Genomic DNA, 12861 nt, shown 5'->3' on the forward strand with positions numbered 1-12861 from the left:
GATGTAAATACCGTATCTTTCAGCCCAAAATTTTCTCATGTTTCAATTAGGAAAAACCATCGTCTCCGAAGAAATCATTGAAAACGACTTCGTTTGCAACCTAAATGCTTGCAAGGGTGCTTGTTGTGTGGACGGTGATGCCGGTGCACCATTGGAAGATAAGGAAACGGAGATTCTAGTGGACATCTATGATAAGGTGAAGCCTTTTTTGAGACTGGAAGGAATTGCGGTTATTGAAAGTGAAGGAGCTTTCGTCAAAGGCGATGACGGGGAATGGGAGACACCGCTAATAAACGGAAGTGAATGTGCCTACGTCACCTTTGATGAAAGAAATATAGCAAAATGCGGTATTGAAGAGGCCTACAACCAAGGTAAGATTAAATGGAAAAAGCCCATTTCATGTCATTTGTATCCGGTGCGGATCCGGGAATACACGGCCCTAACTGCGGTGAACTACCATAAATGGCAGATCTGTGATCCTGCCTGTACGCTGGGCGCCGAATTGAAAGTTCCCATTTACAAGTTCGTAAAAGAAGCATTGATCCGCAAGTTTGGGAAGCAATGGTACGATGAGTTGGAAGAAGTAGCTACGGAACACCTCAAATAGTTGGGATGTGCAGTAATATCTTGGTACCCGAAGGATTGTTCTCGGTATCATAGATGTCGATAATTTCCACTTGGAAAGAGTTTTGGTAGTCCTTGGAAAAGTTGGCCAATCGCTCTTTGGTTATATCAATACCTACCGATTTTCTTTTTAGCACTTTACGTTCCTTGATTTTTTCGGCGGCATCGCGACCCACCCCATCATCGGTAATGGCAATCCTAATAAACCCTTCCCTGCCCTTCATTACGTCTAACTGAATGTTTTTTTCACCTTCCTTAGAGGATAATCCGTGCCACAAGGCGTTTTCCAGAAATGGCTGAAGGATCAAGGATGGAATTTTTACATTGTGTACGTCAATATCATCCGCAATGTTAACTTTAAAAATTATCTCGTTCGAGAAACGGATATTTTCAATGTTCATATAAAGTTCCACGGTCTCCAGCTCTTCGGCCAGGGATATTTCCCGCTGGGAGGAGGCTTCCAAAATTTTCCGTACCAATTTGGAGAATTTGTTCAAGTAATGGACGGCATTTTTCTTTTCGTTGTTTATGATATACAACTTAATGGAATTCAACGAGTTGAATAGAAAATGCGGATTCATTTGACTACGTAACATCGTCTGTTCCAGAGTGAGTAGTTTCTTTTCACTACTCAATTGGTATTGTCTATACAGGATATAAAGAATTCCGGCAGCAAGCGCCAAACCAATAAAGGTGATGAGCAACATGGTCCTATTTTTCCGTAAGGTAATGGCCTGGTTTTTTACTTCTTCTTCCAAGGATTTTAGCTGGTCATTTTGCTTTTCCGCCTCATATCGTACTATCATGTCGTTCACATACCTAACGTTCAAGTTATTGGTAACCTGTTCCTCGTATTTTTTGGACTCCTTATAATAATTCATGGCCTTTTTGAAGTCGTCCTTTTTCATCCATAATTCGGATAAAAATTTATTGGCCTCCGCTATTTCCGATGGAAAATTGTACGCCTTGGCAATTTTTAGCCCTTCGAGCAAATAGGATTCGGCCTGGTTGTAATCGCCTGTGTTCAGATTGGCCCAACCCAAATTATTTAGAATCGTGGCTATTATTTCCTGGTCTCCCAAGGCCTTTGCCCTCGTTAAGGATGACTGGAGCAGTGCAAGTGCCTCGTCCATTCTATCCATATGAACATATACATGGGCAATGCTATAGTTGCATATGATTTTCCCTTTTTCCGAGTTTATTTCTTCATTGTAGGAAAGCGATTTTTGAAAGTTTTCCAAGGCGGGTTCCAACTTTCCCTGTGCTTCATAGCACTCCCCAACATTTTGATGATTTATGGCCAACCCAAGTTTGTTTCCTAGCTCTTTCTCCAATTGCATGGATTCCTTGAACTTTTGAATTGCCAGTTCGTATTGTTCCAAAAGTTGATAAATGTTACCAATGGAGTTTAAGGAAACATTGATACTTCTTTTAAGTCCTATGGACCTATCCTCCGGTTTAATAGTTTCTGCAAGTTCCAATGCTTCTTGGCTGTAATCAAGTGCGGATTTGATGGCCTCCGTGCGCCTGTAAGCCACACTAATCATATTAAGACTGTAGATTCTAAACTCTATGTTTTCTGCTTGAATCGAGAGTTTAAGAGCTTCTTGAAAAAGGGCAAGTGCTTTTGGATAGTTTGAGATATCCCTATACACCCTTCCTATTTGATTTATGGCATATAGTTCTGCTTCTGGATAGTTGTTTTTCTTTGACGCTTCAATAACGAATCTCATAGATAAGGTATCTTTCCGGAACTCCCGTAAAAGGCTGTCTATTTCCGCATAGGTCCTTGGTTTTGCTGCTATCAATTGGGTTACCTTTTGCTTTAGAGAATCCGAAGCATCCTGTGATATAACAACATGTAACGAAAGTACAATACCATAAAAAAGGATAAACCTTCTTATTAATAAAGAAGGTTTCAAGTATGCTGAATCGCAATGATTTGTAAAAAGGTTTAAAATCATGTAAACTTATAACAAATCAAGAAAATCCGATTTCTTTTGTCTGGAAACAGGTATCTTATGATTGGATTTTAAGACCACATAACCGTCGGTCTTAAGAAATTCCTTAATCTTATTTAGGTTGATGATATAGGAATTATGAATTCTGAAAAAGCATTCTTCGGGCAACAGTTGGTTTACTTCCTTTAATTTTTTGGTAAGTACGATTTTCTGACCGTCGGTTAAGAATATTGTACTGTAATTTCCGTCGGATTCGGCATACAAAATTTCATCGCTTTCCAAAAAGAGTAACTTGCCGTCCGTGTTCAAGGTAATTCTTTTGTTCGTGGACCTCGCATTAAAATTGATAAGGATGCTTTCCAACTTCTCGGCCGTTAAATTCTTTGAGTTGAACTTTTTTATCTTGGTAATGGTTTCCTCCAAATCATCGGAATCAATAGGCTTTAATAAATAGTCAATGGCCTCGTTCTTAAGTGCCTTAATGGCATACTGGTTGTAAGCGGTAGTGATGACGACCGGAAAGTTCTTATTAGTTAGCTTTTGGATGAATTGAAAACCATCCATTGTTGGCATTTCAATATCTAGGAAAAGACAGTCTGGTGTATTTCTTTCCAAATAATCCAGTGCCTCAAAAGGATTTGTAAATGATGCCATTACATGAATTTCCTCACTAAAGTTCGTGAGTTCCCAGGTAAGACTTTGGAGCGCCTTTATTTCATCGTCGACGATTACAGCTTCTAACATATTTACACTTTACGGTACGGGGAAGTTAATCAAAATTAGTTCTTAGAATATACACTCATTGGTAATTTGTATCAATGGATAATTTTTCAGTATAACTGGTAAAAATTGTAAAATCAGTCGTTTACGGGGTAAAAATCAAGTTATGCTGTAAGAAAATAAATACAAAACGTAATTTTTTTTGGAACCCCTAAAATCCTGCCTTCCGATTATACAAAAAAGAATGCAGTTTATACATGTTGACCACGGCAAGGCTATTCTTGTCATAAATTCGTAGTGGATAATTGTGCAACTTGTAAATTAACTGATTATGAAAAGATGCTTGCTTATGTTCGGGATATTATTGGTGGTCGTAATTGTAGCATCTATACTGGAACACAAAAATTCTGAAGCGGTTTTGGATGAAAAATTGGCCATGGGACAAAATGCGCCTAAGACGATAGTTGATGTCCGTAATTAGATATTGAGAAAGGGATGTATCGTTTCATCATTAAAATAGTGAAATATGTTTCTTTGGGCATAATGCCCTTTGTTCTGATTTCCAATGCAGGGGATGAAATTGACTATGGCTTTACTGAAGTTATAAATCACGATTTGATTCCTAATCAACTAGATTTTGGTTTTCAAAGCGAAAAATCAGAGACTGGAACTATTATTAATAGTTTGAATCTTGTATTTACGGATACTAGGTATAACGGTAGGATGGAACTTGTTATGAGAATCCCCAACGGCGGCACTGAACGGTACAACGGCGAATATCAAGTTGGTAAAGTGGATGGTTTCCTAAATGGTTTCGAGGGTATTTTTGGATACTTTACCCATAATGATTATGGAGAAAAGCCATTTTTTGCCAATAGCGGTATAGTACGGATTTTAAGTTTGGAAGATAATCGGATTCAGGGTTATATGGATGTAACCTTGGTCAACGATTATGGGAAAAAAATTAGGATTTCGGATACGTTTCGAAATTATTAGCAATATACGACCCTAGGAATATTCTGTTCCGGTCAATGTTTTGAGCGCCAATCGTAATGGCAACGCAGAAGTGTTGCATTACAGGTCTAATATTAGGTTTCGGGGGAACTACCTAGATTAGCACTTGGTGGGCATTTTCATATTATGAAGCATTGAGGGTCGTATTTTTAGATTTTATTCTGTATTAAAGATGACCGGGGAATGAATTCCCCGGTTTTCCTTTTTGTAAAAAAGTAAGGCCAAAACATAAGTATTGGAATCAAAGCTTGTACCTTTTTTTAAGATAGGAACAACTTATTTTGGAAATACATAATAAGGCGCAGTATACGACAAGTAAATACAAATAGGAATGCATACCAACTATAACGAAAGTGTAATATAAATCTTACATTTTATTATGGTTGTTCATCGAAAAAAAGAAATTTTAACTTGATTTTTAAAGGTCAAGCAGGAAGTCAAGCAGGAAGCCACTAGCGTACAAATTCATAGAAATCGATCAACACTTTTGTAGGCTTCGATTACCGCTGTCTCCCCTTCCTTGCCGGACATTGAATTTCCGTGCTCCATTCCCAATACCCCGTCAAAACCTTTTTCATATATGAATTTAAAGACATTTTTATAGTTGATTTCACCCGTAGTAGGCTCATTTCTACCTGGATTATCCCCAATTTGTATGTAGGCTATTTCGTCCCAGGTAAGGCCCATATTATGAATTAAGTTCCCTTCTGTTTTTTGCATATGATAAATATCGAAGAGAATTTTGCAAGAGGGGCTATCTACGGCTTTACATATCATATAGGTTTGATCCGAGTTCTGTAAATATAGGTCTGGGGAATCTGACAGTGGCTCCAATACCATTACAAGACCATGGGGTTCAAAAATCTCCGCGGCACGCTTCAAAGCCTCAATAACGTTCGCATCCTGCACCCCAATGGGCAGTTTTCTTTCAAATGCACCAGGAACCACGGTCATCCATTTGGCATTTACCCTTTTGGCGACCTCAACGGCACGTTTGCAACCATCCAAGAAAATATCCAAATGCTGCTGTTTACCCGCTGCCAAGGTATTTGCCATATTACCGCCTTTATCCACTACAAATACACCCATGGTCATTCCCCTTTTGGCGAGGGTTTCTCCAATGCTCGTTTGCATGGCTACATCCCGACTCATTAGACCATTATCCTCAAAAGCCGTAAACCCTTGATCGGCCATAAAGTTTAATTGATCGATGAGGTTTTCGCCGGCATGTTGTTTGAACATACCAAAATGAGGGGCATATTTAAGGTTGAAAGTAGTGGCAGAAGTCTTCTTATTCTTTTCGGATGCATACGTAACGACCCCTCCCAGTGTAATAACTCCACTGGAAAGGGCCGTATTTTTAACAAAATCCCTTCTTTTCATTTGTTGGTACTGATTGATTTAAAAAGGTCGGATGCAATTATCCACATCATTTCCTATTGTCTTTATATGGGTTCATGAACCTTTGATTTCGCCAATGATAATCTAGTTATAAAGATTTTTTTGGCTTATTCCAGACGTTCAAAATTAGTTCAAAAGACTGATTATTAGATATTTAATATTACAGAGGTATTTCACTTATCATAACAAATCCCTCGATGAGGGTTTCATCTTATAGGGACCAGGCTTTTCCTCCTGTCAATTCTTGGACATCCCCGCAAGGAATATACTCCCCGGGTACGGGAAGGTAGGCCATTACTTCCTCACCAACATATTCGGAAGTTTTATAGCCCCAAATTGCGAGACCGCGCAAGTTATTGGCAAATGCGAATCTTGAGGTTTCATCATCTATGGTAGCCTCTTTTCCTTCAGCCACGGCCTCCGTATAGGAGGTAATGGACTCGAACATTTTGGCCTCGTCTTCCTTGCTGTATTTCAATGAACTCGCCAACACCGGTTCTAAGTCTTCGGCCGTGAGGTCTTCCACTGTTGATTTACCTGAATCCTGTAGGGCTTTGTCGGTAAATTTACCCATAGCCATTCTAAGGAAATCCTGTTGGTCTTTTTCCATGACGTCCATAGCAAACTTGTCGATGAAAACATCCACTTGAAGTTCTGAAGCTGATGGGGTATCCGTCTTTGGAAGGATGATATCTACCAATTTGGTTAGTGTCCCTCCTTCGGCAGGGGTAAAAAATTCAGGTGTCCATGTGGCCACCGGTTCCCCTTTACAACTTTGCATGATACTTAACAGCGTGGGTGTTGCCACGGTATATCCCATGGCAAGGCCCATATTTTTGAGTGCTTTTCTTCTATCCATTATATATTTCCTTTTTTAAGTTCTTCGGCGGCATGATTGGCGGCCCTTGCCGTAAATGCCATATAGGTCAAGGAAGGGTTGACACAACTTGCGGAGGTCATAAAGGACCCATCCGTTACATAGACATTGGGTACGGCATGTATGGCATTGTTTCCATTAAGTACCGATGTTTTTGGGTCTCTACCCATTCTTGCGGTACCCATTTCATGAATACCGAGCCCTATGGCATGGGATTCCTTATTGTCATGTCCTACAACATCCCTAAGACCTGCTTTCTCCAACATTTCTACGGCAGATTCCTGCATGTCCTTACGCATGTTGTATTCATTTTCCTTAAACTCGGCATCGAAAGTTACCGTTGGGAGTCCCCATTGGTCTTTTTTATCGTAGTCCAAGGTGAACCTGTTTTCCTCATAGGGTAAGATTTCACCAAAACCACCAATGCCAAAAGTCCATCCGCCTGGTTTGGTAATGGCTTCTTTTAAGCTTTTACCGTGTGACATTTCCGCGATCACTTCTTCCCAGTTTCCACGGCTGGCACCACCTTGGTATCCAAAACCGCGCTTGTAGTCGGTACGATCGGAATCACCTCCCAAGTTTCTGAATCTTGGAATATATACACCATTGGGTTTTCTGCCTTTATAATATTTATCATCAAAACCGTCGAATTTTCCCGATGCACCCACACCAAGATGGTGATCCATGATATTTCTACCCAGCTGGTCTGAGTCATTGCCCATACCATTGGGGAATCTATCCGATTTGGATTGCATTAAAATAGAGGTAGAGGCTATGGCCGAGGCACAAAGGAAAATAACCTTCGCCTTAAATTCATGGGCCTCTTTGGTTACCCTATCAATTACTTTTACACCCGTAGCTCTTTTGGTATCCGGGTCGTACATAATCTCATGAACGATGGAATCAGGTCTTAAAGTCATATTTCCTGTGGCTTCGGCGGCTGGTAGGGTAGATGATAAGCTACTGAAATAGGCACCAAAAGGACAACCCCGTATACATCTATTCCTAAATTGGCATTTTGACCTACCGTCGAAATTTTTAGTGCCTGTAATGTGTGCGACCCTTCCCGAAGTAATGACACGTCCATCAAAATTTTCGGCTACCTTTTCCCTAACATGCTGTTCCACACAGTTCAGTTCCATCATAGGAAGGAAATCACTGTCCGGTAATTGTGGAAGATTAAGGGCTTCCCCACTCACACCAATAAAATTCTCCACTTTGGAGTACCAAGGTGCTATATCCTTATAACGAACGGGCCAGTCTATCGCAATGCCTTCCCGTTGATTGGCAGTAAAGTCGATATCGCTCCAGCGATAACTCTGTCTACCCCATTGAAGGGAACGTCCCCCAAGGTGATAACCGCGCATCCAATCAAATCGTTTGGTCTCATTGTAGGGGTGCTCAAGGTCGTTTACAAACCACATGTGGCTTGCCTGGCTGGTAGTGTAGCCAGTCCTGTGCTGCTTTGGTTGCTGTGCAATAATCTCTTTGGTAGCTACGCCTCCATTTGGAAAATCCCAGGGATCCATGTTCGCGGTCTCATAGTCCTCAATATGTTTCACCATCCTACCCCTCTCAAGAACCAAGGTTTTCAATCCATTTTCACAAAGCTCCTTTGCGGCCCAACCGCCGCTAATACCAGTACCAACAACAATCGCATCGTACGATTCCTGTTCTTCGTTATAATAAAATTTACTCATAGAAATTGTTTATTCCCTAAATTTATTAAATATTAAATTAATTCTATACATTTAAAACTTAATCTTATTGAGAATCTCTTACTACATCGTTGTAGGATATAGGAAGAATACAACCTTGACCCTTGGGAACTAAATTAAAATCAAATACATAACCAAAAAACATCCACGGATTCATGAAAAGAAGAAATTTTATCAGCAAGACCACGGCAGCTGGGGTAGGAGTCACTTTCTTTGGGGCCTATGCTTGCAAAGAGACAAAGAAAGAAGAAGGTAAGACTGGGGAAGTTGAGGAGACAACACCGGCAGCACCATTTTTTGAGCTTTCCTTGGCACAGTGGTCCATTCATAGAATGATTAGGGAAAATGGGGTAGACCCCTATGCCTTTGCCGAAAAGGCCAAAAACTGGGGCTTCAAAGGCTTGGAATATGTAAGTCAATTGTACAATCCTGAACTTTCCGATGCGGATTACTCAGAAGAGGCCATGGCCGCCTTCGTTGAAAAGAGTAATGCAGAAGCCCAGAAGCACGGAATGAAAAACGTGCTTATTATGATAGATGGTCAAGGCAATTTAGCCGTGAATGACGAGGCCGAACGTAATGAAACGGTGGAGAAACATAAAATATGGGTGGATGCCGCCGCCGCTATGGGATGCCACGCCATTCGCGTTAATCTCAATGGAAGTAATGTCCCAGAGGAATGGATAGAGAATTCCGTAGACGGATTGACCAAATTGGCCACATACGCAAAGGACAAGAATATAAATATATTGGTGGAAAATCATGGGGGACTTTCTTCCAATGGAGAGCTTCACGCACAAGTCATGGAAAAAGTGAACATGGAGAACGTGGGTACCTTGCCAGATTTTGGGAACTTCTGTATAACCAGAAAACCGGATAGTTGGGAGTGTGAAGTGTCCTACGATAAATACAAGGGTGTAAAGGAACTGATGCCGTACGCCAAGGCGGTAAGCGCAAAATCAAATGTTTTTGATGCCGATGGCAATGAGGAAAACATAGATTATGTTAAAATGCTACAAATGGTAAAGGATAATGGCTATACCGGTTTTGTTGGGGTAGAATATGAGGGGAACGTACTCAGTGAGGAGGAAGGCATTATCGCTACCAGGGACTTACTTATAAAGGCAGCTCAAAAAGTTGTTTAATTCTATGTTTCTCAAAAATGAAGGCATTTTTTAATGAGCTTTTTGATTACAACTATTATTGTAATAAAAGGATAATCGAACAATGCATTGCGATGCAGCGGGTTCCTGATAACACTCAAAAGCTTTTTAGTCATATTTTGAACGCCCATCACGGATGGAATGCTAGAATCCTTGGGAGTAAGCCTGAGTTTAATTCCTGGGATATTCATAATTGCAAGGATTGGGGGGATATCCATTACGAAAATCAAAGAAATTCCTTTGAGATCGTTACCAATACCGATAGTTTTGAGAAACGCATCGACTACGAAAATTCAGAAGGTAGATTGTTTACCAATACCATAAAGGATATCCTGTTCCATATCATCAACCATTCTACCAATCATAGGGGACAGATTGCAGTTGATTTCAGGAACAATGGCTTGGAGCCTTTGGTCTTGGACTATGTGTTCTATAAAAGATAGGTTGCTATGAACTTGGGAGTAAGAATGCAGCTTTGTCTAATGATGTTCCTTGAATTCTTCATTTGGGGAGGCTGGTTCGTAACCTTGGGTACTTTTCTTGGAAATAATGTTAATGCGACCGATAGCGAAATTGCATTGGCGTTCTCTACACAGTCATGGGGCGCGATCATAGCTCCTTTTGTCATTGGTTTGATCGCCGATAGATTTTTTAATGCCGAAAAAATATTGGGCCTTCTGCATTTAATAGGTGCCGGCCTTCTGTTCTTAATGTATAAAACTACCTCTTTTGAGGTTTTTTACCCCTATGTATTGGGCTATATGATTTTGTATATGCCTACGCTGGCCCTTGTAAATTCCGTTTCCTTTAACCAAATGTCGAATCCGGCCAAGGAGTTCTCATTGATAAGGGTTTTTGGTACCATGGGCTGGATTATGGCAGGTGTACTTATCAGTTACTTTTTTAAATGGGATTCCACGGGCGGTATTATGCAGGGTATGCTAAAAAATACCTTTTTAATGACTTCCATAGCCTCGATTTTTCTCGGGGTTTTTAGTTTTACTTTGCCCAAAACACCCCCAAAGGCGAAGAGTAACGGTGATAAACCATCACTCAGGGAAATTTTGGGTCTGGATGCTTTGGGCCTTTTTAAGGATAGGAATTTTTTGATCTTTTTCATATCCTCTATTCTAATTTGTATTCCATTGGCATTCTATTACCAAAATGCAAATCCCTTTTTGGTCGAGGTGGGAATGGAGAGTCCCACCGGTAAAATGACCTTGGGACAACTTTCGGAAATCCTATTTCTGTTGTTATTACCTGTTTTCTTTACCCGCTTCGGATTTAAGAATACGATTATAGTGGCGATGTTGGCTTGGTTTGTTCGCTATTTACTTTTTGCCTTTGGTGATGTTGGCGAACGTGAGTTCATGTTGCTTATTGGGATTGCCTTACATGGAATCTGTTATGATTTTTTCTTTGTTTCTGGACAAATATATACGGATGGCAAAGCGGGACCCAAATATAAAAGCTCCGCCCAAGGATTGATTACCTTGGCCACCTATGGGGTTGGAATGCTGATAGGATTTTGGATTGCAGGGGTAATATCCAATAAATACTTGTTGAGTGACGGAATGCATATTTGGGATAGCATTTGGCTATACCCGGCCGGTTTTGCCCTGGTTGTGTCTATTTTGTTCGCTCTTTTGTTCAAATCGGAAAAAATCGACTATCAATCTTAGATTTTTTACATAAATTGAAAACCTTAAAACTTAAAATACGATTACAACATGCCAAAGAAAATTAGATTAGGAATTTTAGGAGGAGGAGGAGATTCTCTTATTGGGGTATTGCATAGGGTAGCTTCCCACATCAATGACAATTATCAGATTACAGGAGCGGTTTTTAACCCGAATTATGAAGACAACGTGGCGTTCGCCAAGGAAATAGACATTCCCTTGGACAGAGTTTACAAGGATTTTGACACTTTGGTGGAAGAGGAAATGAAACTGCCTGAAGATGAGCGTATCCAGGTTTGCTCCGTATTGACCCCAAACTTCCTGCACTTTCCAATGGCAAAAAAATTATTGGACAATGGTTTTCACGTAATCTGTGAAAAGCCAATGACCACTACTTTGGAAGAGGCAAAGATACTCCTGGAGGCCCAACAAAAATCGGGAACGGTATTTGCGTTGACACATACCTATACCGGATATCCCATGGTACGCCAAATGAGGGAAATGATCAAGGCAGGGGCCTTAGGAAAAATTCATAAGGTCGATGCAAGGTACTATCAGGGATGGATCAATGCAATTATCCATGATAAGGAGAAACGAAATTCTGTTTGGCGTTTGGACCCTAAAAAAGCGGGTATCAGCTCTTGCATGGGCGATATTGGGGTACATGCCTTTAATATGGTGGAGTACACTACAGGGCTTAGGGTAAAATCCGTTTTGTGCGATTTTAACTATTTATACGATGATAACCAAATGGATGTGGATGGTACCGTCTTGATTAGAATGGGGGACCATGTAAAAGGGGTGATTCGAGGAAGCCAAGTGGCTACCGGCGAGGAAAATGGCTTGGCCATTCGCATTTATGGTGAAAAAGGCGCATTTGTATGGGAACAGGAAAATCCTAATTTCTTGTACAAGATGAGCGATACGGAACCTGTACAGGTTTACAAACCAGGTCACGCTTATAATACCGAGCTGTCCTTGGATGGCACTAAATTACCTCCAGGACACCCGGAAGGAATTTTTGATTCCATGGCAAATATCTATCTGGGTGCTGCTAGGGCCATCCGTGGTGAAAAATATAACGATGGTGAATTCCCAACGATCATCGATGGGGTACGTGGTATGGATTTCATCCTGTCTACTGTGGAATCCAACAAAAATGGAAGTACTTGGGTGAATTTAGAGGATTAATTAATAAACCCATTTAAAAAAGGACCGTCTACTCACCGGTCCTTTTTGCTTTAAAATATTCTTTCGAATTCCTGACATATCAAGATCATGCTTTCCCTTGGGACACGCCCAAAAGGTTCCAGTTCCCGTTTGTAATAATCCCAATGAACTTTTTTCCAATAGTCCAGACTTTTGTCACCTTCTCCCTCCAACTGGGCATAGGCGGCATCGATACTGAAATAGGGTTTTAACTTGACGGAAGTTAACTTTATGATACATTGGGCCTCTCCATCCCAATTGGTCACTACTTTAAAATCCCCAATTTTTGGCAAGGGTTCTTTTCTGTACTGAAGTCCCAAAAGGGAGTCCGTAGTGGCCTTTTTTATTCCTTTTTTAACAAGATCCGCACATAAATCGGCATCTTGTTGGTTATCGCAAAAATGAATTACCTGTGGGGCTTCGTGGAAGGCATCTTCCAAGTGCTTGTCCAAGTAATCTCCCCACATGTTCCTAGCTGAGGCATTTTCCATAATC

13 protein-coding genes are annotated in these 12861 nt (G+C 40.7%); 7 read left to right on the top strand and 6 right to left on the bottom strand.

From position 1 onward, the window contains the following. Positions 1-37 precede the first annotated feature (37 nt). The gene (locus tag ACZ41C_RS08155; RefSeq protein WP_464565475.1) at positions 38-607 is read left to right on the top strand and encodes a DUF3109 family protein; all 570 of its coding nucleotides are present in this window, start codon (positions 38-40) and stop codon (positions 605-607) included. Here the strand turns inward: ACZ41C_RS08155 and ACZ41C_RS08160 are convergent. Both ACZ41C_RS08160 and ACZ41C_RS08165 read right to left on the bottom strand, forming a co-directional pair. Beyond that, positions 600-2432, bottom strand: a complete 1833-nt coding sequence (locus tag ACZ41C_RS08160) for a tetratricopeptide repeat protein (protein WP_464565477.1) — start codon at positions 2430-2432, stop codon at positions 600-602. The genes ACZ41C_RS08155 and ACZ41C_RS08160 overlap by 8 nt on opposite strands. Before the next feature lie 162 nt (positions 2433-2594). Then, positions 2595-3329 carry a LytR/AlgR family response regulator transcription factor gene (locus ACZ41C_RS08165; RefSeq protein ID WP_138256471.1) on the bottom strand — a complete coding sequence of 245 codons (735 nt, stop codon included), beginning with the start codon at positions 3327-3329 and terminating at the stop codon, positions 2595-2597. A 307-nt stretch (positions 3330-3636) separates the two neighbouring features. Between ACZ41C_RS08165 and ACZ41C_RS08170 the strand changes: the two genes are divergently transcribed. Beyond that, a complete protein-coding gene (locus ACZ41C_RS08170) occupies positions 3637-3786 on the top strand; it encodes a hypothetical protein (RefSeq protein WP_464565479.1) in 150 nt (49 codons plus the stop codon). Positions 3787-3824: 38 nt separating this feature from the next. Continuing rightward, entirely contained in the window at positions 3825-4301 is a 477-nt protein-coding gene (locus ACZ41C_RS08175) for a hypothetical protein (protein WP_464565481.1), read from the top strand. Between the two features lie 483 nt (positions 4302-4784). On the opposite strand, the gene ACZ41C_RS08180 is transcribed toward ACZ41C_RS08175, so the two are convergent. The 3 genes from ACZ41C_RS08180 to ACZ41C_RS08190 form a co-directional block, all read right to left on the bottom strand. Next, the gene (locus ACZ41C_RS08180) at positions 4785-5702 is read right to left on the bottom strand and encodes a hydroxypyruvate isomerase family protein (RefSeq protein ID WP_464565483.1); all 918 of its coding nucleotides are present in this window, start codon (positions 5700-5702) and stop codon (positions 4785-4787) included. A 229-nt stretch (positions 5703-5931) separates the two neighbouring features. Then, complete coding sequence (locus ACZ41C_RS08185) at positions 5932-6579, bottom strand: gluconate 2-dehydrogenase subunit 3 family protein (RefSeq protein WP_464565485.1); 648 nt, start codon at positions 6577-6579, stop codon at positions 5932-5934. Further along, entirely contained in the window at positions 6579-8297 is a 1719-nt protein-coding gene (locus tag ACZ41C_RS08190; protein ID WP_138256467.1) for a GMC oxidoreductase, read from the bottom strand. Before ACZ41C_RS08190 ends, ACZ41C_RS08185 begins: the two co-directional genes overlap by 1 nt. A 173-nt stretch (positions 8298-8470) precedes the next feature. Here ACZ41C_RS08190 and ACZ41C_RS08195 point away from each other — a divergent pair, with 173 nt between their 5' ends. The 4 genes from ACZ41C_RS08195 to ACZ41C_RS08210 are packed head-to-tail and all read left to right on the top strand — an operon-like array spanning position 8471 to position 12348. After that, positions 8471-9460 (top strand): sugar phosphate isomerase/epimerase family protein, encoded by a 990-nt coding sequence (locus ACZ41C_RS08195; protein ID WP_464565487.1) that lies wholly within the window; start codon positions 8471-8473, stop codon positions 9458-9460. 17 nt (positions 9461-9477) lie between these two features. Then, complete coding sequence (locus tag ACZ41C_RS08200) at positions 9478-9921, top strand: DinB family protein (RefSeq protein ID WP_464565489.1); 444 nt, start codon at positions 9478-9480, stop codon at positions 9919-9921. A gap of 6 nt (positions 9922-9927) precedes the next feature. Beyond that, positions 9928-11160: a nucleoside permease gene (locus ACZ41C_RS08205; RefSeq protein WP_138256464.1), complete on the top strand. Its 1233-nt coding sequence runs from the start codon at positions 9928-9930 to the stop codon at positions 11158-11160. Positions 11161-11208: 48 nt separating this feature from the next. Beyond that, entirely contained in the window at positions 11209-12348 is a 1140-nt protein-coding gene (locus tag ACZ41C_RS08210; RefSeq protein ID WP_464565492.1) for a Gfo/Idh/MocA family protein, read from the top strand. Positions 12349-12398: 50 nt separating this feature from the next. Here ACZ41C_RS08210 and ACZ41C_RS08215 read toward each other — a convergent pair whose 3' ends face one another. Beyond that, entirely contained in the window at positions 12399-12857 is a 459-nt protein-coding gene (locus ACZ41C_RS08215) for an ASCH domain-containing protein (protein WP_464565494.1), read from the bottom strand. Positions 12858-12861: the final 4 nt, after the last annotated feature.

Source organism: Maribacter sp. C-4077 (assembly GCF_055378385.1).

What these genes read in the sequence shown, in the direction of transcription:
- ACZ41C_RS08185 (WP_464565485.1), bottom strand. Translation starts at nt 6,579, where the DNA reads ATGGATAGAAGAAAAGCACTCAAAAATATGGGCCTTGCCATGGGATAT.
- ACZ41C_RS08200 (WP_464565489.1), top strand. Translation starts at nt 9,478, where the DNA reads ATGAAGGCATTTTTTAATGAGCTTTTTGATTACAACTATTATTGTAAT.
- ACZ41C_RS08190 (WP_138256467.1), bottom strand. Translation starts at nt 8,297, where the DNA reads ATGAGTAAATTTTATTATAACGAAGAACAGGAATCGTACGATGCGATT.
- ACZ41C_RS08210 (WP_464565492.1), top strand. Translation starts at nt 11,209, where the DNA reads ATGCCAAAGAAAATTAGATTAGGAATTTTAGGAGGAGGAGGAGATTCT.
- ACZ41C_RS08195 (WP_464565487.1), top strand. Translation starts at nt 8,471, where the DNA reads ATGAAAAGAAGAAATTTTATCAGCAAGACCACGGCAGCTGGGGTAGGA.
- ACZ41C_RS08205 (WP_138256464.1), top strand. Translation starts at nt 9,928, where the DNA reads ATGAACTTGGGAGTAAGAATGCAGCTTTGTCTAATGATGTTCCTTGAA.
- ACZ41C_RS08155 (WP_464565475.1), top strand. Translation starts at nt 38, where the DNA reads ATGTTTCAATTAGGAAAAACCATCGTCTCCGAAGAAATCATTGAAAAC.
- ACZ41C_RS08215 (WP_464565494.1), bottom strand. Translation starts at nt 12,857, where the DNA reads ATGGAAAATGCCTCAGCTAGGAACATGTGGGGAGATTACTTGGACAAG.
- ACZ41C_RS08180 (WP_464565483.1), bottom strand. Translation starts at nt 5,702, where the DNA reads ATGAAAAGAAGGGATTTTGTTAAAAATACGGCCCTTTCCAGTGGAGTT.
- ACZ41C_RS08165 (WP_138256471.1), bottom strand. Translation starts at nt 3,329, where the DNA reads ATGTTAGAAGCTGTAATCGTCGACGATGAAATAAAGGCGCTCCAAAGT.
- ACZ41C_RS08170 (WP_464565479.1), top strand. Translation starts at nt 3,637, where the DNA reads ATGAAAAGATGCTTGCTTATGTTCGGGATATTATTGGTGGTCGTAATT.